The sequence below is a fragment of the Streptomyces sp. NPDC001153 genome (assembly GCF_053598315.1).
In genome coordinates, this window is the sequence record NZ_JBSFJZ010000065.1 from 19,631 (window position 1) to 42,306 (window position 22,676).

Here is a 22,676-nt window from a genome sequence, read left to right on the forward strand (position 1 = left end):
TCCACGACCGTGGAGTAAGGGCCGCGAGCAGATTGCTGTCCCTGACCAGTGCGGTGGTGGGCTCCTCCGGGCTGCGGTGCGGCCCGCCCGCCACGAGGGGGAAGACGGCGACGGACCGATCGGCGGTCGCGAGGCGCAGCGGCAGGTGCGGCACGGCCCGGGCGACCTCCCCGGCGCGCACGCCCGCCACCACGTTGTCCACGGCCCCTTCGTCGTCGAAGAACGCCTTCTCGTACAGCACCCGGTAGCGCACGCCCCGGGCCAGTGCCTCGAACTCCTCGGCGTTGCTGCCCGACGGCATGGCCACGTACTGGGCCTTGCAGAACCAGAGCATCTCGTCCTGCGCGCAGGTCTGGATCTGCCTCAGGTGCTGGCGCAGGGCCTCCGCCCCGGTGATGACCTCGAGCAACTGGCCGGCGTCGTGCCTGCGCATCGTGTCCTGGTAGGCCTGGATCAGACGAGTGGCCTCGAGCCTGGCCAGCTCCAGCGTGTCGGCGCTGCGCTTGAGCCGGGGAAGCAGCGCCACGTCCGGGGGAGCGGCCCGGAACAACCGGGGCGTGCCGTCCGTATGACTTGCGAGGCCTTTGAGGGCCAGTGAGTCGAGAATGCGCGCCGCGTCCGCGTCGGTCAGACCCGCGCACCGGGCCAGGTCCTCCGTGGTGGCCCGGCCGGACGTGACGAGCAGCCGGTAGACGGACTCCTCCTCGTGCGAGACACCGGCGACCTCCAGCACCACCGACGCCTCCCGGTTCCTGGGCTTCAACTGTTGAATGCCGGACTACATGGGAGGTGTGGCACAAGGGGCCGTCGATGCGACTGGCCCGGACGGGACATGCCGCGACGGCGCGCCGCCCCGCCCCGGCGGGCCCGCGCCGGCGGCCATGAGGCAGCGGGGGCTACGCCGCCTCCACGGTGTCCATCTCGAACCACACCGTCTTCCCCCGGCCGCTCGGCGAGTTCCCCCAGGAGGAAGCCAGGGCGGATACGATCACCAGCCCCCGTCCTCCCTCCGCCTTGTCCTCGTCGGGACCGAGATCCACAAGCATGGCGGGGTGGGAGTCACTGTCCCGTACCTCCACCCGGAGATGGTCCGGGTACCTGCGCAGACACAGGTCGACGTCGCTGTCCCCGTGGACGAGCGCGTTGGTGACGACCTCCGACGCCAGCACCTCGGCGGAATCGGACAGTTCGGCCAGATGCCAGTTGTCCAGGGACGCGGTGAGGAAATGCCGGGCGCGCCGGACGCCCTGGTAGTCGTGGCGGTGCAGGTGCAGCCGTCTGATGTACTCCTTCACCTCCACCGAGGGGCCTTCGTACCGCAGCAGCAGAAGCGCGGCGTCGTCCGCCCGCGGGGTCCCCCCGACACCGGAGCCCATCAGCCGGTCACCGAGCAGTTCCAGCTCGTCCCCGGAGGCCGCGACAGCCGCTTCCAGCGTCTCCCGGGTCAGCTCGCCACCCCTGCCCGACAGCCCGTCCGTGTACAGAACCAGCAGCGTCCCCGGTTCCAGAGTGAGGATGCCGGCCTGATACGACGGACTCGCCTCGACTCCTAGCGGGACGCCGATGTCGGCGACGGCCGCCGGATACGCGCCGTCAGCGGTTCGGATGACCGGGCGCGGATGACCGGCGCTGACGATCTGGGCCGTGCCGGTGTCGGGGTCGAGCCAGACGCAGCAGCAGGTCGCGAAGTGATCCGTCTCCAAGTCGACCATCAGGCGATTCGCGCGATACAGCACCGTGCTCGGTTCGTGGCCCTCCAGCGCATAGCTGCGTACCGCACTGCTGAGCTGCCCCATCACCACGGCTGCCGCGGTGTTGTGGCCCTCGACGTCGCCGACCACCGCGGCCACACCGCCGGAGGGGAGCGTGATCAGGTCGTACCAGTCGCCGCCCAGCTCGATCGCGCCACTGGGCGGCTCGTACCGGCTCGTGGTCACCACACCCGCGAGCTGGGGAAGCATCCGAGGCAGCAGGGCCTGCTGCAACTTCTGCGCCAACGCGTGGCCGGCGTCGTACAGCTGGGTGCGTTCGAGTGTCTGGCCGAGCAGCGTTGACAGAGTGGGCAGGGGCGACAGGTGCGTGGCCACCGGGCGCTGCTCCGGTGCGAGCCCGATCGAGCACGTGCCCAGTGCGTGGTCGCCCGCCAGCAGCGGGAGCACGACCCACACGTATTCGTCACGGCCGTCCCCTGTCAGGCGGCCCTGCCCGGACGGCCGGCCCCGCTCTCCGGCCTCTTGGATGATCTGCTGCTTGTGCGCGATGGCCTCGGTTTCCGGGGACTTCGTGCTGACAGAGATTCCGTTGACGGCTTTCAGGTACTCCTTCGAGCAGCCCGACGCGCCCACCACATGGAGCCGATCGCCCTCGATCAGGCTGATGGCCACCGCTCGGGCGCCGAATCCGGACATCAGGCGCTCGATCGTCCGCGCCACCGCGTCCCTCGTATGCACGACCGACATCAGGGAAACGGCCAGCTTGTGCAGGTGAAAGATGAAGGGTGCGCTCCACTCTCCTTCCATCGGGGCGGCCTGGCCGGTCTCCGCAGCGGCACCGCTCTCAGGAGAGACGACCAGCGGAAGCTTCGGAGGAGACAGAGAGACACCGCGGTGGGCAAGGCGGTCCAACTCGAACGAAAGATGTCGGGCTGCTCGGCGCAGGTAGTCCGTCTCCTCCGTCGACGGCTCCTGAACGTCGCGCGGCAAGAACACCACCAGCACACCGAACCGCCGCGCTCCTGCCGCCAGCGGTGCGGCGGCCACGAGGTGCGGAGCAGCCGCGTAGACCCCGAAATCGAGATGCTGTGCCGCTATGTCGTAGGCGCGGTCCGTGCAGATCCGCCCCGTTCGATGGGCCCGGACGGAGGGGAGGGTCAGGTCGTCGAGGGGCAGACGCTCGGGTGCGATCAGGCCCAAGGGCGAGGCGACGACCACCGCGGCCGCCAACACCTGATCCCCGGGCGCCGCGAGATAGACGGAGGCGGCCGACGCGTGCAGGTCGCGCATGCAACGGCGAGCCACCGACACGAACAGGTCGTCGCGGCCCGCCGCGTCGGTTGTGGTGCCGGCGCCGGACGACGGCTGAGAAGGGGATGCCGGAGACCGCATGTCACTCGCCCCAGTGCTTCGCAACACCTTCGTTCACGGTACTACGGGCCACACTGCCGGGCCTGCCGGCGTTGGACAGAGGGTCGAGCGGTGTCCGGTCGAGTCGAGCGGTGTCCGGTCGCGCGGTGTCAGCCGAGCGGGTCGGCCGTGCTGCGCAGTGTGTCGAGGACCGAGGCGTACATGCGTGCTTGATGGTGCCGAGGGTCTCGCCGGCCTTGCTCAGCTGGGACTCGGCGATCTCCACGGCGGTGGAACGTACGGCGTCCTCGTCCACCGCCCGGTCGACGATGCCGGCGGCCGTGGCAGCCGACCCGCCGTAGCGGCGGCCGGTGACCATGGCCTCGTGCGCGGTCCCCGGCGCCAGCCGGGACCGGATCAGGGCGGCCATGCCGGGCGTGAAGGGGATGTTGATGTCGGCCTCGGGCAGACACCAGAAGCCGCGGTCGGCGCGCATGACACGGAAGTCGTATGCGAGGGAGAGCATCGCGCCGGCGGCGAAGGTGTGCCCCTGCAGGGCGGCCACAGTGATCACCGGCTGGGACAGCACGCGGGCGAAGAGCTCGTGGACGGAGCCGCGGTAGCTCTGCTGCTGGTCGGCGTGGGCGGACAGCCACTCCAGGTCCAGGCCGTTGGAGAAGAACTTGCCCGTCGCGGCGGTCACCAGCGCCCGCGGCCCCTCCGCCTTCTCCACCTCTTCCAGCGCGGCGTTGACAGACGCGAGCCAGTCGGGATGGAAGCGGTTCTCACCGTCTCCGAGATCGAGCACGAAGACGTTGCCGTGGCGGTCGAGGGCGGGAATGTGCGCTCCTGGGGGCTGTGCCGATGTCCCGTCCGGGTCGGACGTCGATGTATCAAGCCTGTGCGGTCGTGGCGGGGAACGGAATGATCGACTGGCTCCCATCGGTATGACCGCAGCGGTCACACCGTCGCGGGCGAGGTCTTCTTGCGGGCGCGGTACGCGGCAGCCTTGATCCTGATCGGCGGCGAACACATCGTGGAACTTGTCCGCCTTGACGTTTGCGCTGGCCTGCGTCGCGCACAGCCACCGTGAGTTCATGAGCGGGCGCACCGACTGGGCACAGACCGTGGCCGACGGCCGGGACGCCGCCGACTACCGCTCCCGGGTCACCGATTCAGAGAGCGCCTCCATGTGGCAGAGCCTGGCCTCTCCTCCCGACTACAAGTCCGGCTACTGCGTGGCCGTCTGCCCTGCCGGCGAGGACGTCCTGGGCCCGTACCTGGACGACCGCAAGACCTTCATGGACACCGTGCTGCGACCGCTCCGGGACATCGAGTTTGAATAAGGAAACCGATCGGTTTACGATGAAAGTGAAACCGACCGGTTTCCCGTGTCGATGATGCCCTGAACGTGATCTAGGAGCCATCGCCCACGGCAGACGGTCAGGCGCACACCGCCTGAGTCGGCCCTGCGCGCCGAGGTTTCCGAGGGGCGCCGGCCTGCGATGGCACTGTCCGGTCTCCTCTCGATATGGCTGTGCTGTCGAGACCGGAGTAAGTCATGAGTGGCATTCATCCCTTCCGCGTGCTGCGGGCCAAACCTCTGTGGGTCGCCAACGGCGTCGTCACAGGTGCACTCGCGCTGCTGTTCACCGTGTTCTACGTCGGCGCGAACATCGATCCGGTCGATCACCTGACCAAGCTGCCTGCCGGCCTGGTCAACGCCGACAAGGGAGCCGCGGTCGGCGGCAAGCAGGTCAACCTCGGGGCGCAGATCACCAACTCCATCAAGAAGTCGACCGCGGGCGGGGACAAGATCGACTGGAAGTCGATGGACGAGAAGGAAATGAAGGAGGAACTCGGCAAAGGCAAGCTTTACGGCGCGCTCGTCGTGCCCGCCGACTTCACCTCCTCCACCACCGCACTGACCCGCACCGCGCCCACCGGAACCCCGGCCCGCCCGATACTGATGGTGCTCACCAACCAGTCCGCCGGTAGCCTGGGCTCCGGCCTGGCCCGGACGGCGACGACCCAGGCGGCCGAGAACGCCTCGCACCAGGTGGGCAAGGAGCTGATCGCGCAGACCGGCGCCCAGCATGCGAAGCTGCCCGCTGCGGCACGCATCCTGCTTGCCGACCCGGCCGCCGTCACGGTCGAGGACGGCCATCCGCTCGACTCGCACAGCGGACTGGGCATGACGGCGTTCTACTACGCGCTCACCCTGGTGGTCGTCGGCATTCTCTCCGCCAACGTCATCAGCGGGCAGGTGGACCACGCCCTCGGTTACACCCACAACGACATGGGCCCGCTGCGCCGGCACCGCCCGCTGATCCGGGCGACCCGGGTGCAGACCCTCGCCATCAGCAGCACCCTCATGGTCGGCCTCTCCCTGCTGATGGGCACCCTGGTCACCGTGGGCGCGGTCGGCATCATGGGGATGGCCGCCTCCCACCTGCCGCTGCTGTGGCTGTACTCCGTGTGTGCCATCGCGGTCTCCGGGATCGGCGCGCTCACCCTCCTCGCCGTCTTCGGCACGCCCGGCATGCTGGTGGTGACGCTGGTCTTCATCGGGATGGCGGTGCCAACGGCCGGCGCCACCACCCCCATCGAGGCGCTGCCCGGCTTCTACCGCTTCCTGGCAGAGTTCGAACCGCTGCGGCAGATCACCGGCGGCGTCCGCTCGATCCTCTACTACGACGCCCAGGCCGACGCCGGTCTGACCCGGGGCTGGGTGATGATGGCCGCCGGCCTCATGGCAGCCGCGCTGTTCGGCTTCAGCGTGACGGGCTGGTACGACCGCAGGGGGCTGCACCGCATCCCCGCGGCAACGAAGCCCGAGAAGACCGCCACCCTGGCGTAGCGGAACTCCAACCCACCCCCGGACTGGGCCACGGTGCGGAGTGGCCCCGGTGTGCGTCACCCTGCGGGACGGCAGGCGCGCACACCATCAGGGCTCGGCGACGGTACCTTTCCCCCGGGTGCCGTCGCCGAGCCTCTGTACGGCCTTCGGGTGTCCACTACGTCGCGTAGGCAGCGCCAGCCGTCCCCGCCCAACCCGGAAACCGATCGGTTTATATTTCACCCGACTCGAGTTAACCTCACACTATGAGCACAGAAGTAAAGGCAAGTCCCCGAGAGCGACTCCTGGAAGCGGCGGCCACACTCACCTACCGAGACGGCGTCAGCGTCGGCATCGAGGCGCTGTGCAAGGCAGCGGGGGTGTCGAAACGCTCCATGTACCAGCTGTTCGAGAGCAAGGACGAGCTGCTGGCAGCGAGCCTGGAGGAACGGGCTTCCGCCTTCGTGGCGACACTCCTGCCCGCGGCGGACGATGGCCGTTCACCCCGCGAGCGGATCCTGCACGTCTTCGAGCAGGTGGAACTGCAGGCGGGTGCGCCCGAGTTCCGGGGCTGCCGGTATCTGGCGGTGCAGATCGAGCTCAAGGACCGGAGTCACCCTGCGAGCCGGGTGGCCCACCGGGTCAAGGGAAACCTGAGGGCCTTTTTCCGGGCCGAGGCCGACCAGGGCGGTGCGAGCGATCCGGACCTGCTGGCCCGGCAGCTCAGCCTGGTCTTCGACGGCGCCAGCGCCCGCGCGGGGATCGGAGCCGACAACCTCACCGGACTCATCGCCCCCACGGTGGCCACCCTGCTCGATGCGGCAGGCGTGCGCTGACGCACCACCTTTTCGAGCAGGCCCGGCGGCCGATGCGCAGGGCTGACGCCGGTCTCCGGCAATCCGAGCAACTGTGACGGATTACGGCTTTGCTTCCCGGCGGTCGAGGGGAAGCCGGATGACCGTGAGGGTATTGATCAGCATGCCGTGCGCGAGGAAGGCCGTGGCGTCCTCGGCATCTGCGCCCAGCGGCAGGCGCACGGTTTCCCAGCCTGATCCAGCCGGCCCGGACGAGTTCACCGATCTGGTCATCACCCCGTGCCTCGGCGGCTGCCACGAGGGCGTATCCCTGCATCTGCATCAGCAGCGTTTCCGGGTGCTCGGAGATCAGTCGCGCGTAGGCGTTCGCCATGGCCTGGAGGGCCTGCTCGCTGCCCTCCACCCCTTCGGCGGCGCGCTCGAAAGCCAGCCGGGTGCCTTCCATACTCCGCGTCAAGGCGGCGGCGAAGATCGCCCGCTTGCCCGGAAAGAGCCGGAAGAGGTACGGCTGCGCGACACCGGCGCGCTTGGCGATCGACTCGGTGGAGGTGCCGTAGTAGCCCCTGAGGGCGAACTCGGCGACGGCTGCGCGGATGACACTCTGACGTCTCTCCTGCGCGCTGATCCTGCCCATGCCGCCATTCCTGTCTCGCGCCGGTCGGGGGTGCTCCCTGGACTTGCAGCCGGAAACCGATCGTTTTACAGTTGTAGAAACCGATCGGTTTCTCAGTGAGTCGGTAATCCATGATGAGTACACATGCAGCAGGGTGCCGATCGCGGTGCTGAGCTTGTCGAGGGTTTCGGCGAAGACGTCCACACCGGAAGCGAACGCGGCACGTAGGGCGTCCGCCGTGCGTGCCTCCCTGCTTGGCGGCCAGGTAGTCGATGAACCGGTCCGTCCACAGGCGCATCGCCCGGTCCGGCGGGAAGCCGGCCAGCAATTCGGCGTCGTTGTCGCAGACCCCGTGCCAGCATGTTGCGGTCCGGGGGAGGGGCTGGGCCACCGGCGGGGCGGGCTCGGCGGGAGGCTTTGGCCCGGGGCAGTAGCGGGCCCAGGCGTCGAACAACTGGTTGCGGGTGAAGCCCTTGGCCCGAACACCGTCGAGGAAGCGGCGGTTGGCCAAGCGATGCCGTAGTCCGTCAGCGGCAGCCGCGGGCCGCGCGAGGTCAGGCCGTTGGCGTCGTACTCCGCCCACGGCGGCTTCGTGTCCCCGTTGAGGCTCCAGCGGGCCGCTCGTCCGCAGCGTTGCCGGATCGCCGACAGCGGCGAAGGCCCGGCGGACGTCGGTGAGGATGCGGGTGCACGGACAGCACGCGGCATGCATAGGAGCCGATGCCAGAGAGATTAGTGACAAACATGGAGGAAAGGCTGTGAAATCCCCGGCCGGTCTTCCGTACCCTCATTCCGTGACGATGAAGGCTCCGGGCTGGCTGCTGCTCGGCACCGCGGGCTCTGCGCTGGTCGCGGCCGGCAGCTGGGGAGCCGGTGCGCTGCCACTGGGGGTTCCTGACGGCGTGTGGGGACAGCCCGGCCAGGTGGAGATGCTGGTGGGCTTCGTCCTCTCGTACGCCGGCCTGGTGCTGCTGGTGACCGGGTGGTGGTGGCTGGGCCGCCTCCTGCTCGACGGGGCCGTGGTGACCCGCAGGCAACAGTGGACCGCCCTCCTGTGCTGGTCACTGCCGCTGCTTCCGTGCCCGCTGCTCTTCAGCAGTGACGCCTACAGCTATGTCGCCGAGGGGGCGCTGGCGGCGCGCGGGTGGGACGCGTACCGGCTGGGCCCGGGTGCGCTGGGCGGGGCGCTGTCGGCCAATGTGCCCGGGATGTGGCATGACACCCCAGCTCCGTACGGGCCGGTTTTCCTTGCCGCCGCACGCGCCGTGGTGACCGTGACGGGCGAGGGCCACGTGGTGGCGGCGACGTTGGGGATGCGGCTGCTGGCGATGGTCGGACTGGCAGCGGCGGTCGTGGCGGTGCTGCGGCTGGCGGCCGACATCGGCGGGACGGGGGCACGCGAAGCGGCGGGGGCGCTATGGGCCACTGCCCTCAGCCCGCTGGTGCTGTTGCACATGGTGGGGGGTGCGCACAACGACGCGCTGATACTGGGCGCGATGATGACGGGGCTCGTGGCGTTCCGCCGGGACCGGTGGGTCGCGGGCGCCGTCCTGCTGACCACGGCGGCGCTGATCAAGGCGCCGGCCGGGGCGGCACTGCTGTGTGCCGCAGTGGCGGCGGTGGCGGGCCGGACCGGCTGGGTGCGCCGGGCTCGGCTGGCGGCCGGGATCCTCGTGGTGGCCGCTGGTGCAGGTCTGCTGGAAGGGCTCCTGTGCGGACAGGGCTTCGGATGGGTGCGTACACTCGGCACCCCTGCCTCCGTGCGGACGTTGCTCTCGCCGAGTACGGACGTGGGCACGCTTCTGGAGTGGCTGGCTTCGGCGGCTGGCTGGCGGGCCTGGACGGGGACTCTGATGGTTGCCGCTCGGGCGGCGGCTCTGCTGGCCGGTGCGGCTGCCGTCGTCTACTGGGCGCTGCGAGCCCCTCGCAGGGGAGCCGAGTATGCCGCGGGCATGGCACTGCTGACGGTCGTGGTGTGCGCGCCGGTGGTACAGGTGTGGTACCTGCTGTGGGGTCTCGTGCCGCTGGCTGCGGTGGCATGGCGAATGCTGGGGCACCCCGTCGCCAAGGCCGCAACCACGGCGACGTTCCTGGTCGTGATGCCGATCGGAGTGGGCCCCACGTGGCCGTCCGCGCTCGCCGCCGTCACAGGCGGGCTGGCGGCTCTGACGGGTCTCGCGTGGTGGTGGCTGCTGCGGGGCGGCGGGCGCGCCGCCCTTCGCAGAGCAGGAAGAATGCCCCGGCGAGACAGCCCAGAAGGATCTCCAGCAGATAGGTGAAGGCGGTGTACAACAGCATGCTCGAGGCCACGGCGGCGGGCGCCCCGCCGAGGGCGACGAGGGCGAACGCGGCGGCGCTCTCGGTGACCCCGATGCCGCCGGGCGTGATGCCGATCTGGGTGAGCAGCCTGCTGGCCGCGAAGACCGCCACTGCCGGCCCGAGTCCTGTACCGGCACCGGTCACCCTCAGGCAAGTGAGGAAGAGCAGACCTTGCGCGGCCACCGTGCCTGCCATCCCGCCCACCAGGCGCGGCCACGACCGCAGCCACACGGAATGGCAGTCATGGCGGCATCTCCCTGCGAGCCTGCGCATCCGCACTACGACTCCGGGCGCGGGTCCCCGGAACAGCCGTGTCCCGGCGTGGCGCCTGACGGCCCGTCGGAGCGGCCCTCGGAGCAGCCAGAGGCCGCCGCAGGCCAGGCACGCGACCAGCAGCGCGGCGCCGGTGCCGACGGCCCAGCCGGTGCCCGGTGAGGAAAGCCCGGCCAGCACCACCATCCCGGTGATGGAGAGCACCAGCCGGGTCAGGACGTTGCAGACCCCGGTCACGACGATGGACGCGGCCACTGCCCGCGGCGGGTGCCCCCATCGACGCGTCATGGAGTAAGTGACGGCCACTCCGGCCGCGCCCCCAGCGGGCAGGACGTTGCTGACGGCGCTCCCTGTGCAGTTCAGCACCAGCGCCCGGGAGCGGGTCAGGCCGGGCAGCGAGGCGCTGAGGACGTACGTGTAGGCCCACAAGCCCATGCCCGCCAGGGTGGCTAGGATCGCGAGGTGAAAGCCGTCGACCTGCCCGAGGCCGGCCCTGACCGCCGACCACTGTGTGCCCGCGGCCCGCGGCACCGCGAGCACCAGCAGCGCGATCCCCGCAGCCGCCGAGGCGAGGCCCAGCAGCCGCGGCACGAAGAGCCGACGGGGCCTCACCATGCCCGGCACTCATAGCCGTTGAAGGCCGCCAGGGGATGGCTCAGGCGGGTGCCTGGTGGGAGACCCCGCTGGATGTACCACTCCGTGCCCAGTACCTGGCGGAACACCGGAGCGGGCAGACGGTGCAGCGCTGCCAGGGTCCGCACGGAGTCGCCGCCGCCCGCCTGGCTCACGTGCGCGGCCATGCTGGCGCGTTTGGCGACCCAGTGGTGCGCGACCCGCACCCGGTGCGTGATCTGCGCACGAGGTGCGTAGGCGCGGTGGAAGGAGTCGCGATCGAAGCCGGGTGGGAGGCGGCGGGCCCAGGAGGCCCAGCGGAGTCCGCGCAGCAGCAGGTCGCGGTCGACGGTCGCCTCCAGCACCACGGGGGTCCCGGCGAGGCGGGCCGCCCGGTAACCGACCCGATGGACCTGCACATGGTCCGGGTGTCCGTATCCGCCGGCCGGGTCGTAGACCGTCAGGACGGCGGCGCGCTCGGAGGCCAGCAGGTCCGCGAGGCACCCTGCCGCTTCGTCGGCGTCCGCCGCGGCGAACGACCCCTCGGGGGGCGGGGACGTGTGCCCGGAGTCGCGGTAGCCGAGGAAGGCGACCCGGGCACAGCCCAGGAGACGTGCCGAGGCACGGGCCTCCGCGCGGCGCAGGCCGCCCAGTCCCCGGGCCAGGTACTCCGGTGCCGCGAGGCCCCCCTCCCCTGAGGTCGCCAGCACGAGCACCACCCGGTGGCCCTCGGAGGCCAGCCTCGCCATCGTTCCGGCGGTCAGCAGCGCCTCGTCGTCCGGATGGGCGTGAAAGAACACACACGTATGAGTCATCACCAGGCGCTCTCCCACCGAAAGATTTCGGCACATCGGAATATCCCAGGCATGATTCTCCACATTTCGGACTGCTTTGCGCCGCGCACTGGTGGGATCGAGAGCCAGGTCATCGCCTTGGCGGAAGCGCAGTACCGGTCCGGGCAGGACGTTGCGGTGACGACCGCCACTCCAGCCGTCGGCCACAGCCAGGGTTCGTGGCCGTACCCCGTGCACAGGATCACCGCACGCATCCCCTATCAGCTGCCCGTCCATCCGAGGGCGGGGCGGGAGCTGGACCGGCTGCTCACCGGCCTCGCGCCGCGCGTTGTCCACGTGCACGTGGGTGCGGTGTCGCTGTTCGCCTGGTCGGCGCTGGCGTGCGTCCGACGCCTGCAGATCCCGGCAGTGGTGACGGTGCACAGCACCTGGGGCTCCGTGGTGCGCACTCTCTACCGCTGCCTGGGGCGGCCGGCCTACGGGCTGTCCGCCCCGGTCGCCGTGACGGCCGTCAGCCGGTCGGCCGCAGGGCTGATCGGCAAGGCCCTGCCGCACCTGACGCCGCTGGTGGTTCCCAACGGCATCGATCCCGTCCTGTGGCGCGGCCCGGCACGAAACGGCCGCGACGACCGCCGCGTCCACGTCGTCTCCGTCGGCCGCCTCGTCCCTCGCAAGCAGCCGATGGAGCTGCTGGCGGCTCTGCGGTCGGCGCAGTCGCGGCTGGCGACCCGCAACGTGGCGTTGCGCGCCACGGTCGCCGGGGACGGGCAGTGCATGGCAGCCATGCGCCGCTACGTGCACCGGCACGACATGGCCGGTTGGGTCCGTCTCGCGGGCCGGATCGACGCGAGCGAGGTGCGGCGGCTGCTGTCCGAGGCAGACCTGTTCGTCAATGCCTCGAACCACGAGGCGTTCGGCATCGCCGCCCTGGAGGCTCGTACCAGCGGGGTGCCGGTCCTGGCGCGCGCCCATACGGGCGTCGCTGACTTCGTCCGGCACAACCGCGAAGGGGCGCTGTGCCGCCCGTCGACATTCGCGCTCTGCGACGAGCTTGTCTGGCTGGCCCGAACTCCTGGAGCCCGGCGCCGCATGGCGGACCACAACCGCGAGACCCCGCCGACACCCTGCACCTGGCCCGTGGTCACCGACACCTTCGCCCACTGCTACGACGCGGTCGCCCGCTGACGACCGCTGCGGGATGCGGCGGGGAACGCCAGAGCCGCCAAGGTGAGGAGGGCGCAGAACGCGCAAGAAACGCGGCTCGCGCGGCGGCAGGCCGCCGAAGTTCGACCCGCAGGACTACAAGGCTCGGCACGCGGTCGAGTGCGGCATCAATCGCCTCAAGAGGCACCGGGCCGTGGCCACGAGGTACGACAAGCTCGCGGTCCGCTACGAGGCCACTGTCCTCATCGCCGCAATCAACGAATGGTTGTGAACGCCCTGTTGTGAAGACGCATCGGCTACGTCGACGCGAAGCGTTCTGCTGTCAGCCAAGACTGTCGCGCCTCCGAAGGCATGGGCGACAGGATCGTCACATGCAGCCGATCTTCGTTCTCGTGCACAGTCCGTCCGTAGGTCCCGCGACCTGGCACCCTGTGGCCGAACACTTGACGGCGGCGGGATACCAGGTGCGGGTGCCGTCCCTGCTGCACGTAGGCGCCGTTGCTCCGCCCTTCTGGCCCCGCATCGTCGACGCCGTCCGCGACGATCTGCGGCAGGTTCCGGCCGGCAATCCCGTCACATTGGTGGCACACAGCAACGCAGGCTTGTTCCTCCCGACCATCCGCTCGGGCATCGACCATCCGGTGACCAGCTCGATCTTCGTCGATGCCGCGCTGCCGGCCCGGACCGACCCCCGTCGCCACACCCAAACTGCTCGATTTCCTACGCCCGATGGCTGTGAACGGCAGGCTCCCGCGCTGGACCGACTGGTGGGACGAAGCAGACGTCGCACCCATGTTCTCCGATCCGCTGGTGCGGCAGACAGTCGTTGAGGAGCAACCCACCCTGCCACTGTCCTACTACGAGCAGCACATCCCAGTCCCCGACGGCTGGGACGACCATCCCTGCTCCTACTTGCTGTTCGGTCTTCCGTATGACGACCTTGCCGCCGAGGCGCGCGAACGCGGCTGGGCCGTGGCACACCTGCCCGGCGCACACCTCCATCAGATCATCGATCCTGCTGGCACCGCCCAGCACCTCGTCGAACTCGCCACCACGACTTGATCCACTTCCGATACACGCCCTAGAACACTCCTTCGTTCTGTCGGCAGCCAGGAAAAGCGCGTCCACAGACTCAACATCGATCCGCCCGGCCCTCTCCGTGTCCCGCCCCGCACTGTGCACACCAAACTCAACGGCTTGTCGGCTCATCGGGTAATGGGCACAGCCCTTGTGGTGCGAGGAGGTGCTTCCATACGGGCGCTTCCATGGCCAGCCCGTCTCCGCGGCTCGTCCGTACGCGGCCTACGTCCAGCGCATGCCGATGGCGGAGAGCTGTTCGATCCGTTCCGGGGCCAGGGTCGCGGCCCTGGATCTCTGATTCCCGACCCATGCCCCGAGCTTGATCTCTCGTTCCTCCTGGTCCCCGCCGCTCTCGCCGTCGCGGCTGTCGCCCCCGCTGGCGACGGCGATCCGTTCGATGTGCTTCCTGGGCACGCAAAGGTGCCCTTCCCGCTGGTAGAACTGTTTGGCGGCGGCGTAGTTCATTGCCCATTTGTCGGCCTGGCTACGGCGCGGCTTCGGTTTCTCGTCCTCGGCGGCGGGTTCGATTCCGAGGATGTGCTCGCACATCCACTGCTGCACGGTCGTCAGCTTGTCCCAGTCGAGCCGGGCCGAGCGTACCCACCGGCCGAGGTCTTCGCCCTGGTGCACGACCGCGCCCGGTTCCATGGGCAGCGTGCCGCTGGCTTCCAGGTGCTGCCGGGTGAGGTGGAAGCAGCGTTGCCATGCCACGGGCCATGCGGGGCACCATGCGGGGTCGATGCCCGCGAGTTGTTCGCGCCGTTCCTCCGAGAGTGCTCCGGCGGCTGACTGAATGGGCAGTCCCTCGGCACGACGCTGCTCGATCTCGGCGGCCTTGCGGGCGGCGGCGCGTGCGTTCTTCAGCCAGATGCCCACCCGGTATCCCTGGTGGGTGGCGTCCGTCGGCGCCAACAGGTGCCCGTTTTCGGCGGCCCACCCGCGTGCGGCCGCCAGGCCCTCTTCCCATGCGACGTCGTAGTGCGACCAGACCATGCCCAGCTTCTCCAGCTGCTGGATGCGGTCTTCGTCCATGTCCCTGCGGGCGTAGACGCGCCTGGCGTCGGCGATCCATTGCCCCAGTGGGAAGGAGGCGAGCGAGGCTGGCCACCCCTGGGTCTGCGCCTCCTGGTTGCCGCGCTCGGGGACGCGGTACGTGAAGGGGACCTTGAGGTCGCCGTGGAGCCGGTTGTAGATGGCGGCGGCTTCGATGCCGCGTCGCCAGTGGGCGTGTTCGGGGTTGAGGACGCGCAGGTTGATGAACGCGGCCAGCTGCGCGGGGTCGCGGGGGGTGCTGAATTTCAGAAGTGCGCGGGCCGGCAGGGACAGTCGGTCGCTTCGGTCGCTGTCGGCTTCCTCGTCTTCGGGCCCGCTGCGGCTCTGTACGCCTCTGACACGGCTTGGTGCCTGAGGTTGGGCCAGTGCTTCTACGACGCGGGCATCGTGTGCCCTGAGCGCTTCCAGCAGCTTGGCGAGGCCGCCGTAGGCGCGGCTGGTGAGCATGTTGTCTGCCGTCTCCCCAGGCCCGAGCAGGACGGGGACGACGAGGGAGGCGGTTTTGCCTTCGCCGGGGTGGATGCGCAGGGCGCGGCCGACGGCTTGGACGAGGTCGGGCATGGAGCCGCGTACGTCGGCGAAGTAGACGCTGTCGCAGTTCTTGGTGTCGACGCCCTCGCCCAGCACCCTCACCGAGCCCAGGAAGCTTTTCTCCACCACGGTGCCGTCGGTGGCCATCCCGTCGGCGAACTCCCCGAGTACCCGCTGCCGGTGATTCGGTTTGTGCTCGCCGCACAGCCAGTTGGCCCAGATCGTGCGCGGGTACAGCTCCGGATCGGTGGCGTGCAGCCGCTTGGCGACATCGGGAAGGCCGGCCGCGAAGGCTTCGGCCTCCTTCACCATGTGGTGGAAGACGAGCGTGCGCCGGAAGTCGTCCTCCGCAGACGCCTTCACCAAAGCGGTCTGCAGCGCGGCGAGCCGCGCCCCGCGCACCTTCTCCGAGCGGCCCTCAATACCGAGAAGTTGGGCGGCCTGGAGCTGGATGTCGGTGATGTCCACGCACACCACCTGGTACGGCGCGCAGATCCCCCGGTCGATCGCCTCGGACAGCGTGAGGGTGTAGCAGCGGGCGCCGAACGGGCCGTTTGGGTCGTCCTCCATGCTCGCCACCAGCTCGCCCGGTGCGCCCTGCTCGGAGTCCTCGTCGAGTTGCCACAGCCGTGGTGTGGCGGTCATGTACAGGCGGCGCAGGGCGGGGATGCGGGTGTTGTCGTGGACGACGGCCCAGGGCTTGCCGATCCGGCCCGAAACCCTGTGGGCTTCGTCCACGACGATCAGCGACCACCCGGGAAGGCCGGCGGCGTGCGCGCGCTCCAGCGTGCCCAGCCCGAGGGAGGCGTAGGTGGCGAACACGGTCACCTTGTCGAAGGGACGCACCCAGGCGACCAGCTCGTCCACGTCCGTGGTGTTCGGGAAGCCCGCCTCCTGCCCGCGCAGGGACGAGACTCCGATCATCGGGCCTGTACGGCCTCCCTCGCGCCACGCGGCCTCGGACTGGGCGAGCAGGTCCAGCGAGGGCACGAGGACCAGCACACGGCCCGCGCGGAGTTCCTCGGCGCTCCGGGTGGCCACGAGGGTCTTCCCGGTCCCGGTTGCCATGATCACCTGCGTCCGTAGCCCCCGCTCGGGCACAGTCGAGTGAGCAGGCAATTCGAGCGCGCGCAGTACCGCGTCCACGGCTTCTCGCTGGTGGGGACGGAGTTCCTTTGCTGCCATTTTGATCTGCCTTCTCCTGCCGGGCCGATGATAGGTCTCACGCGGTAGGAAACGGCAAACCTGCATGTAGACGGCGTGCGAGCGGCTACGGTGAAGTCACCGTAGGCAGGTCGCAGCACAGCCGGGCAGAGATCGAGGAAGCCCGGCGCAGTGAAGATCACGCCTCTCCCGCTGGTCGATTGGCACCGCGCGGGGCATCCCCACGACGCCATTGGTCTGGTCCGGGCTCGTCCAGGCACCAGAGGCAACAGCTTCCTCAGCCCATGAAGCGTTCCCGGTGAGCCAAACGTGCAGCCGAGCGGCAACAAGTATTACGGTTCCGATGGCGCCTCGTTCAGTCCTTGACCATGGCGTTCCGGGATCCCGGTTCTGGTATCCACTCCCACGCGGCGCCTAGCGCGGCTACGGTGGGGACATGGCGAAGGAGATCCGCATCAAGGTCGACGACGAGACGTACGAGGAGCTGCAGCGTCGCGCCGCCGACGGCCACGAGGATCCAGATCAGTACGCGAGCCGGCGGCTGACCGACGACCTGGCGCGCACGCGGTTCTTTGAGGGCGCGAGGGCCTTCGTTGAGGAGCATGGGCAGGCGTTCGCCGACCGCTTCGGGACTGGCCCCAGCAGCCATGCCGCCTGATGCCGCCCATTGTGCTCATCGACGAGCGATGGCTGCTTGATATCGCGCAGAACCTCGTGCCGGGCGACCCCGACGTCACCGACTACGGCGCGCTGGCCGCCGCCGTCGCCCGCCACCGACACGAGGTCATGGGCACCCTGGTTTACCCGGCCGCGCACCACCGAGCCGCCGCCCTCCTGCACGCCCTCGCACGGATTCCTGCCCTCGAGCACTCGAACGAGCTGTTCGCCGCGCAGGTCGCCTACGCCTACCTCCACGCCGGCGGCATCCAGGTCAAGGTCGGCAGCCAGGAGGCGATCGCGCTGGTCGTCGACGCCGTCGAGGGACGCCGCGACGTGCGCCAGGTCGCCGATGTGCTGAAGAACTGGGGCTGATCAGGTGGTGGCTCAATGCCGACGGCTTGGATCACGATGTGGCGTTGGCGGTGCTGCGTAAGCGGCGCTCATCGGTCGGAGTCTGGCCGACCTGTCGTGTCGGCTAGGGCGGCTGGATCGCGCTCAACGCGCCCGGTCGTAATCAGAGTGCCAACTTCTATGGTCGGCTTCATGTGGTGCCGGAGCCGGCCGGGGGCGGCGGCGCACTGGTAGTGCGCGGGGTGACGGTGGAGACCATGGACGGGATCCTGCTTGCGTCGCTGTTCGGCTTCGTGACGCTGGTGACGCTCGGCATCTTCCTTCCCGGGGCACTGACCGTCACCATTCCGCCGCTGGTCATTGGCCTGGTGGCGACTCCGGTGATGAGAGCGCTGACCGTGTTCTTCGCGTGCGGCCGCGGCCGGGCGTACGACCTCGACGCCCACAGGCTCTACCGCGACTTGTACAAGCTCCTGGCGCCGTTGGCGCCGGAGCCGCTGGAAGGCTCTCGGCGGCTGGACCGGCCCTGACGGGCGGGCGCGGGACCGAGCGCCCTGGCGCCTGTCCTCACGGCGGCATTGTGCGGGGTTTCGCTAACCAGTGGCTCGGCTCGATTGCTCGACCCGGAAAATGCCGCGGTGGCGGACGATCCGATTTACGGTGCTGCCAGAACGCGCCCGGTAGGCCGTCCGGGGATCGGCGGCACGACGGCACGGTCTTGATCGGCAGTGCGAAGATGAGCCGGACTGATCGGGGGACTCAAGTTTCGTGTTGGCGCGGGGTCTTGGCCCTTGGGGAGCAGGCGGATAGTTTGAGTGGGATCCGGCTGCTGAAAGCGGTGCCGAGGAGGCCGCATCTGTGGCCCGCAGAGTCCAGTCGCAGCAGGGAGTGTCTCCACCGGCATGGACGTTCTCTTCATCACGAGCGTGGCGGTGGTCGTCGCCGACCCGCCGCTGAGCCGGAAGCTGTTCATCGACGCGCTCGGTCTGCCCTTGGAGGGGGAAGGCAACGGTTACTACTCCAGCGGGAGCATCCCGGGCAGCAAGCACTTCGGCCTGTGGCCGCTCTCACAGGCCGCCGAAGCATGCTTCGGCACGACCCAGTGGCCCGCCGACCGCGTGGTCCCGCAGGCATCGATCGAGTTCGAGGTGGCGAGTGCGGAAGCCGTCACAGCTGCCGGTGGCGAGCTGCAGCGCGCGGGCTTCGAGCTGGTGCATCAGGCCCGCACCGAGCCGTGGGGCCAGACGGTGGCCAGACTTCTCACAGCGGACGGCTTGATCGTCGGGATCTCCTACGCCCCTTGCTTGCACGATGTGCAGGACGACCAGCACCCCGGGTGAGGCCGGCCCGAGACCGCCTGTATCGGTGGCCGGTGTGCTGCTGATCCGTTGAGTTCACGGGCACCGCTGCCGTCCGTATCCCGGCTTGCGGATTGCGTGTCTGGTAGGAGAGGGCGTTTCCGGCGAGCGCTGCATCTCCGGCTTGGTGGCAGCGTGGTGGCCTCGTCCAGGCTGGCGGGGATCTGCTGGGCACCGTGTGCCAAAGGCTGTCCATCCTGCGTGCTGAGCTTGTTCGGCCAGCACCGACAGCAGGGCGCGCTCCGTTGCTTCGGTGTGGCTGCGGTTGCGGATGAATGCCTTCGTGTATTGGTACTCGCCGACGTAGGGCCTGTAGGTGTCGCCGCCACGAAGGATGCCGTCCAGGCGGTGATGGCGGGCGGTCCGCTCGCGCAGCAGTTGGGCGTAAGGGCGCCGCGCGCAGCGGAAGGCCCCGCCCGTCCGCCACGGGGGAGACGGACGAGCGGGGCCGGTCGTGAGGTCTACCAGTGGATGCTCTGGCCCTCCGGAGTGACATGGATGGTGGCCTCTTCCACTGCTGGCGTCCCTGCGGTATGCCAGCGGCCGAGGTGCTCCTCGACGGCATCCCAGAGCAGGTTAGGGCCCTCCTGCCGAACGATCCAGTGGCCGTCTTCTTCGTGGAGCGCGGCGAATGATCTGCTGTCGACGTCGATGAGCAGGTCCTTGTCGTGCTGGTCGTGCTGCAGTTTCAGGTGCTGCGCGTTCGGCACGGCGAACTGTGTCACGAAGCGGGTTGTCCAGTCGTTCAGGACGTCGGCGTCGATGATGGCCTCGCGTTGCGTGCCCCGGCTGAGGTCAGGAAGCAGGCCGAGTGGCGGCGCCTGGTGGGGCCGGGCGAGCATGAAGCTGACCTGTCCGCCCAGTACTGGTCCGGAGGCTGTGCCGTCGTGGACCGTCAGGCGCACCAGCTCGGATGCGTTCAGCCAGCCACCGATGGTCGTCAGGATCTGCCCGCCCGGCCGCGTCTGCTCGAGCCAGACCGCGGGCACGGTGCGTACGGCGAACGTGGCGATAACCCGGTCGTACAGTGCGCCCTCTTGGCCACCCAGGAGGCCGTCACCGATCAGAAGGTTGGGGTACGTGCCCAGCCGGCCGAGAGCCTCCCGGGCCCGCAGAGCCACCTGTTCGTCGTACTCGATCGAGGTGACGCGGCCGGCGCCGATGCGCGCGCAGAGCACCGCGGTCGAGTAGCCGGTGCCGGTGCCGATCTCCAGCACCTTCATGTCCGGCTTCACCTCGAGGTCCTCGGGCATGCGCAGCACGAGCGAGGGGAGCGTGCTCGAGCTGGTCGGTTCCCGCATGATCTCGCCGCGGATGTCCGTCGGCTTGATCGTGCCTGCGATCTGCGTAACCCGGGACTCATCGGCGTAGCAGGCCTCGAGCCAGCCGTCCCCGTCCTCCAGGACCGGGGTCCAGGCGGGACTTCCCCTCGGAGAGGCGCTGCTGGACGGCCTCGTAGCGCTCCGTGGTACGGGCCACCAGCCGCCGGGGAGAAGCCGCACAGTCCGCTGCCGAAGTCACCGCCCGCGCCGCAGCCCCCGGTCAGGACCCCTCCCAAGCCCCGGCGCGTGGTCCGCTGGATCATGACCGCCCCCGACCGGCTCCCAGAGGCCGACGCTGCAGAGCTCAAGGAGATCCGCACCGGCTGTCCGCACCTGGACCTCACCGTCCGGCACGTCCGCGACTTCGCCGCGATGATGCGAGACCAGAACGCCGAGGCCCTTCCCGCCTGGATGGACCGGGTCAAGGCCGACGACCTGCCCGCCCTGCACTCGCTGGTCAACGGCTTCCACCGCGACCTCGATGCCGTCACTGCTGCCTTCGCCACGCCCTGGAGCTCGGGCCAGGTCGAAGGTCACGTCACGAGAGCCAAGCTCCTCAAGCGCATGGGCTTCGGTCGCGCACACCTCCCGCTTCTCCGTAAACGCATCCTTCACAGCCCATGACCGTGCATCGGTCACAAGATCTCCGGCAACGCGTCGCCTCATCTCACGATGCGCCCGGGCAGGCCCCATCGAGCGAACACGACGCTATGGGGCCGGCTGGAAGATGTCAGCGAAGGACTTGGACGGGGCTGTTGCCCGGGCCTCGACGAACCATTCCCGACCGAACAACCAACCGAAGACAGGGGCCGGAAGACGAACCAGCACCCTCATCACGGGAGCAAGCCGGCCCGTCCCTGACACCTCCGAACGGTGGGCGGCAAGAGCCGCCTGTTTCCGGCCAGCGAACCGTCGGACATCGATGGTGTGGGTGATGGCCGCGCGCGAACTGTAGGCGGTGCGCAGCGCATCCGCGTCGAACCTAAACGGGATCCTCAGCAGACGGACAAGCTTCACCAGGCGAGCCACGACGTCACGCGGCATGGTCGCCTCCAGCACTCGATGCACCCCGGCCAGCTCGGCGGCACGCTTGCCGACGTCGTGCACCTTGACGTGATCGCGATGGCCGTATCCGCCATTGGCGTCGTAGCTGATAAGCAGGTCCACGTCTTCCTCGCGCAGGACAGCGGCCAGCCGCTCGGCCGCCTCCTCCGTGTCTGCCCTTACAAAGCGTGCCCGATCCGGCGGATCCGGATAGAGCACGGCACCATGGCCGCTGCTCGCATACCCCAGGTGCACGACGCGTGCCACCCCCAGCACGGCCGCGCTCGCCCGCAGTTCACTCAGGCGCGGCGCTCCGCCCTCCGGCGCGGCGTCCAAGAGGCCATCCGTGGCGACCACGATCACCACGCGGTGTCCCTCGGCAGCGACCCGCGCGAGCGTGCCACCTGTTAGGAACACCTCGTCGTCCGGGTGGGCGTGAAAGGCCAAGACAGTTGCCATGGACCCATCCTGGACCACGGCACTCATCGGTGTCTCCCACCCCACCTCGCACATGATCCGCCGGCCAGGCCCCAGCGGAGGCGGAGCGATATAGACGTGACCACCCCAGCAGCCCGCTCCACCGACTCCACCACCACACCGGGTAAATGCGGCAGCAACCGCCCCAAATCCCCTGCACCGCTAACCCAGTTGATGCCCAGTTCAGACCGACTCCGTCACAAGATCTCCGACAGAGCCGAATTAGCTGACGCCGAACCCACCTGAGGAATTGCATGACCGTCGACAGCACCCGGCTGGCGGCGTCGCGATGCGGCAATTCGGTGATGCGCAGCTGCGTGCCCGGGCGGGAACTTCATCTTGGTGGTGTTCTGGTCGTAGCGGTGCTGTGGCCGGTCCCCGAGCCGGCCGTGGCACCGGTTATCCGCGGAGGAGCGCTTGCCGACAGGCCTTGCCCGCCCATTGTCGCGTCTCGTGCCGTGGGAGAACCGGAGGGCTGAGGCCCTCCTTCGCGCCCGACTGTATGAGCGAGCGAGACAGACCCGGTAGATGCGAAGGGCCGATCTGCCCGTCACTGATTCCGGCCGGAGTCCGCCGCGCGCGCAGGTCCTCGATTCGGCGGCTCCTGTGAAATAGCCGCTGGCCGGCTCTCGTTGCTACGAGCATGACGACGAATGCGCCGCGGCCCGAGGTGCTGCGATACACCGCCTTCTCCAGCGCCCCCGATGGCGGAAACCCGGCTGGTGTTGTTCTGGACGCCACCGCCCTGGACGACAGCGACATGCTGGCCATCGCCGCCGACCTTGGATACTCGGAGTCCGCATTCCTGACAGCGCTTCCGCAGGGCCTCGGCGGCCACGAGGGGCGGGCGTACAGCATCCGTTACTTCAGCCCCAGAGCCGAGGTGCCGTTCTGCGGGCACGCCACCGTCGCGGCCGCCATCGCCCTCGCCGAGCGGATAGGCCCCGGAGAACTGGTCTTCGCGACGCGCGCCGGCGCCGTGCCGGTGGAGGTGGAGGTGGCCCAGGAGAGCGGGACTGTCAGGGCCACACTCACCAGTGTCGAGCCGCACATCGAGGAGATCGCCGACGCCGACCTCACAGAGGCGCTCGCCGCGCTCGGCTGGCCAGCCGCCGATCTCGACCCGGCCTTCCCGCCCCGTGTCG

Annotated in this window: 16 protein-coding genes and 7 pseudogenes; 13 read left to right on the forward strand and 10 right to left on the reverse strand. The window is 69.4% G+C overall.

The window, feature by feature from the left end; all coding sequences use genetic code 11:
- Positions 1-16 precede the first annotated feature (16 nt).
- The 3 genes and pseudogenes from ACWDEN_RS43355 to ACWDEN_RS43365 all read right to left on the reverse strand — a co-directional run.
- Positions 17-736: pseudogene (locus tag ACWDEN_RS43355) on the reverse strand (TrmB family transcriptional regulator); the annotation flags it as partial.
- A 160-nt stretch (positions 737-896) separates the two neighbouring features.
- On the reverse strand, positions 897-3,002 hold the full coding sequence (locus ACWDEN_RS43360; RefSeq protein ID WP_450863482.1) for a SpoIIE family protein phosphatase: 2,106 nt from the start codon (positions 3,000-3,002) through the stop codon (positions 897-899).
- 230 nt (positions 3,003-3,232) lie between these two features.
- A pseudogene (locus tag ACWDEN_RS43365) lies at positions 3,233-3,903 on the reverse strand (enoyl-CoA hydratase-related protein).
- Positions 3,904-4,123: 220 nt separating this feature from the next.
- Between ACWDEN_RS43365 and ACWDEN_RS43370 the strand changes: the two are divergent.
- From ACWDEN_RS43370 to ACWDEN_RS43380, 3 genes and pseudogenes are all read left to right on the forward strand, one after another.
- Positions 4,124-4,393, forward strand: a pseudogene (locus ACWDEN_RS43370) ((4Fe-4S)-binding protein); the annotation flags it as partial.
- A gap of 230 nt (positions 4,394-4,623) precedes the next feature.
- Positions 4,624-5,922, forward strand: coding sequence for a DUF3533 domain-containing protein (locus ACWDEN_RS43375; protein WP_450863484.1), 1,299 nt, complete (start codon positions 4,624-4,626; stop codon positions 5,920-5,922).
- 245 nt (positions 5,923-6,167) lie between these two features.
- Positions 6,168-6,737: a TetR/AcrR family transcriptional regulator gene (locus ACWDEN_RS43380; RefSeq protein ID WP_351601865.1), complete on the forward strand. Its 570-nt coding sequence runs from the start codon at positions 6,168-6,170 to the stop codon at positions 6,735-6,737.
- An 81-nt stretch (positions 6,738-6,818) separates the two neighbouring features.
- Here the strand turns inward: ACWDEN_RS43380 and ACWDEN_RS43385 are convergent.
- Both ACWDEN_RS43385 and ACWDEN_RS43390 read right to left on the reverse strand, forming a co-directional pair.
- A pseudogene (locus tag ACWDEN_RS43385) lies at positions 6,819-7,350 on the reverse strand (TetR/AcrR family transcriptional regulator).
- A 421-nt stretch (positions 7,351-7,771) separates the two neighbouring features.
- A pseudogene (locus ACWDEN_RS43390) lies at positions 7,772-8,041 on the reverse strand (DUF3631 domain-containing protein); the annotation flags it as partial.
- Positions 8,042-8,129: 88 nt separating this feature from the next.
- On the opposite strand from ACWDEN_RS43390, the pseudogene mptB reads away from it, so the two are divergent.
- A pseudogene (mptB, locus tag ACWDEN_RS43395) lies at positions 8,130-9,464 on the forward strand (polyprenol phosphomannose-dependent alpha 1,6 mannosyltransferase MptB); the annotation flags it as partial.
- 10 nt (positions 9,465-9,474) lie between these two features.
- Here the strand turns inward: mptB and ACWDEN_RS43400 are convergent.
- Positions 9,475-10,536 (reverse strand): lysylphosphatidylglycerol synthase transmembrane domain-containing protein, encoded by a 1,062-nt coding sequence (locus ACWDEN_RS43400; RefSeq protein ID WP_450863487.1) that lies wholly within the window; start codon positions 10,534-10,536, stop codon positions 9,475-9,477.
- Positions 10,530-11,333: a PIG-L family deacetylase gene (locus tag ACWDEN_RS43405; RefSeq protein WP_450863488.1), complete on the reverse strand. Its 804-nt coding sequence runs from the start codon at positions 11,331-11,333 to the stop codon at positions 10,530-10,532. The genes ACWDEN_RS43400 and ACWDEN_RS43405 overlap by 7 nt, the downstream gene beginning before the upstream one ends.
- 66 nt (positions 11,334-11,399) lie before the next feature.
- Between ACWDEN_RS43405 and ACWDEN_RS43410 the strand changes: the two genes are divergently transcribed.
- The 3 genes and pseudogenes from ACWDEN_RS43410 to ACWDEN_RS43420 all read left to right on the forward strand — a co-directional run bounded on the left by ACWDEN_RS43410 (position 11,400) and on the right by ACWDEN_RS43420 (position 13,553).
- The gene (locus ACWDEN_RS43410) at positions 11,400-12,512 is read left to right on the forward strand and encodes a glycosyltransferase family 4 protein (RefSeq protein WP_450863490.1); all 1,113 of its coding nucleotides are present in this window, start codon (positions 11,400-11,402) and stop codon (positions 12,510-12,512) included.
- A gap of 55 nt (positions 12,513-12,567) precedes the next feature.
- Positions 12,568-12,762: pseudogene (locus tag ACWDEN_RS43415) on the forward strand (IS5 family transposase); the annotation flags it as partial.
- Between the two features lie 458 nt (positions 12,763-13,220).
- Positions 13,221-13,553: a hypothetical protein gene (locus tag ACWDEN_RS43420; RefSeq protein WP_450863492.1), complete on the forward strand. Its 333-nt coding sequence runs from the start codon at positions 13,221-13,223 to the stop codon at positions 13,551-13,553.
- A 240-nt stretch (positions 13,554-13,793) separates the two neighbouring features.
- Here the strand turns inward: ACWDEN_RS43420 and ACWDEN_RS43425 are convergent, their stop codons facing one another.
- Positions 13,794-16,340, reverse strand: a complete 2,547-nt coding sequence (locus ACWDEN_RS43425; protein ID WP_450863494.1) for a Helicase associated domain protein — start codon at positions 16,338-16,340, stop codon at positions 13,794-13,796.
- A 415-nt stretch (positions 16,341-16,755) separates the two neighbouring features.
- Between ACWDEN_RS43425 and ACWDEN_RS43430 the strand changes: the two genes are divergently transcribed.
- The 4 genes from ACWDEN_RS43430 (at position 16,756) to ACWDEN_RS43445 (ending at position 18,670) form a co-directional block, all read left to right on the forward strand.
- The gene (locus ACWDEN_RS43430) at positions 16,756-16,977 is read left to right on the forward strand and encodes a hypothetical protein (RefSeq protein WP_351613088.1); all 222 of its coding nucleotides are present in this window, start codon (positions 16,756-16,758) and stop codon (positions 16,975-16,977) included.
- Positions 16,977-17,351 carry a fic family toxin-antitoxin system, toxin component gene (locus tag ACWDEN_RS43435; protein ID WP_351218044.1) on the forward strand — a complete coding sequence of 125 codons (375 nt, stop codon included), beginning with the start codon at positions 16,977-16,979 and terminating at the stop codon, positions 17,349-17,351. The genes ACWDEN_RS43430 and ACWDEN_RS43435 overlap by 1 nt, the downstream gene beginning before the upstream one ends.
- Positions 17,352-17,587: 236 nt before the next feature.
- Positions 17,588-17,860 (forward strand): hypothetical protein, encoded by a 273-nt coding sequence (locus ACWDEN_RS43440; RefSeq protein ID WP_450863496.1) that lies wholly within the window; start codon positions 17,588-17,590, stop codon positions 17,858-17,860.
- Positions 17,861-18,232: 372 nt separating this feature from the next.
- Positions 18,233-18,670, forward strand: a complete 438-nt coding sequence (locus tag ACWDEN_RS43445) for a VOC family protein (protein WP_450863498.1) — start codon at positions 18,233-18,235, stop codon at positions 18,668-18,670.
- Between the two features lie 479 nt (positions 18,671-19,149).
- Here the strand turns inward: ACWDEN_RS43445 and ACWDEN_RS43450 are convergent, their stop codons facing one another.
- A complete protein-coding gene (locus tag ACWDEN_RS43450; RefSeq protein ID WP_450863500.1) occupies positions 19,150-19,989 on the reverse strand; it encodes an rRNA adenine N-6-methyltransferase family protein in 840 nt (279 codons plus the stop codon).
- 282 nt (positions 19,990-20,271) lie between these two features.
- Between ACWDEN_RS43450 and ACWDEN_RS43455 the strand changes: the two genes are divergently transcribed.
- Positions 20,272-20,634, forward strand: coding sequence for a transposase (locus ACWDEN_RS43455; RefSeq protein ID WP_450863502.1), 363 nt, complete (start codon positions 20,272-20,274; stop codon positions 20,632-20,634).
- Positions 20,635-20,718: 84 nt separating this feature from the next.
- Here the strand turns inward: ACWDEN_RS43455 and ACWDEN_RS43460 are convergent, their stop codons facing one another.
- Complete coding sequence (locus tag ACWDEN_RS43460; protein ID WP_450863503.1) at positions 20,719-21,513, reverse strand: PIG-L deacetylase family protein; 795 nt, start codon at positions 21,511-21,513, stop codon at positions 20,719-20,721.
- A 661-nt stretch (positions 21,514-22,174) separates the two neighbouring features.
- On the opposite strand from ACWDEN_RS43460, the gene ACWDEN_RS43465 reads away from it, so the two are divergent.
- The coding region (locus ACWDEN_RS43465; protein ID WP_450863505.1) for a PhzF family phenazine biosynthesis protein at positions 22,175-22,676 on the forward strand (502 nt) is incomplete at its 3' end.

Coding starts and splice junctions, on each gene's coding strand:
- ACWDEN_RS43360 (WP_450863482.1), bottom strand. CDS start 3,002: ATGCGCGACCTGCACGCGTCGGCCGCCTCCGTCTATCTCGCGGCGCCC.
- ACWDEN_RS43375 (WP_450863484.1), top strand. CDS start 4,624: ATGAGTGGCATTCATCCCTTCCGCGTGCTGCGGGCCAAACCTCTGTGG.
- ACWDEN_RS43380 (WP_351601865.1), top strand. CDS start 6,168: ATGAGCACAGAAGTAAAGGCAAGTCCCCGAGAGCGACTCCTGGAAGCG.
- ACWDEN_RS43400 (WP_450863487.1), bottom strand. CDS start 10,536: ATGGTGAGGCCCCGTCGGCTCTTCGTGCCGCGGCTGCTGGGCCTCGCC.
- ACWDEN_RS43410 (WP_450863490.1), top strand. CDS start 11,400: ATGATTCTCCACATTTCGGACTGCTTTGCGCCGCGCACTGGTGGGATC.
- ACWDEN_RS43420 (WP_450863492.1), top strand. CDS start 13,221: ATGGCTGTGAACGGCAGGCTCCCGCGCTGGACCGACTGGTGGGACGAA.
- ACWDEN_RS43425 (WP_450863494.1), bottom strand. CDS start 16,340: ATGGCAGCAAAGGAACTCCGTCCCCACCAGCGAGAAGCCGTGGACGCG.
- ACWDEN_RS43430 (WP_351613088.1), top strand. CDS start 16,756: ATGGCGAAGGAGATCCGCATCAAGGTCGACGACGAGACGTACGAGGAG.
- ACWDEN_RS43435 (WP_351218044.1), top strand. CDS start 16,977: ATGCCGCCCATTGTGCTCATCGACGAGCGATGGCTGCTTGATATCGCG.
- ACWDEN_RS43440 (WP_450863496.1), top strand. CDS start 17,588: ATGGACGGGATCCTGCTTGCGTCGCTGTTCGGCTTCGTGACGCTGGTG.
- ACWDEN_RS43445 (WP_450863498.1), top strand. CDS start 18,233: ATGGACGTTCTCTTCATCACGAGCGTGGCGGTGGTCGTCGCCGACCCG.
- ACWDEN_RS43450 (WP_450863500.1), bottom strand. CDS start 19,989: ATGCGGGAACCGACCAGCTCGAGCACGCTCCCCTCGCTCGTGCTGCGC.
- ACWDEN_RS43455 (WP_450863502.1), top strand. CDS start 20,272: ATGACCGCCCCCGACCGGCTCCCAGAGGCCGACGCTGCAGAGCTCAAG.
- ACWDEN_RS43460 (WP_450863503.1), bottom strand. CDS start 21,513: ATGGCAACTGTCTTGGCCTTTCACGCCCACCCGGACGACGAGGTGTTC.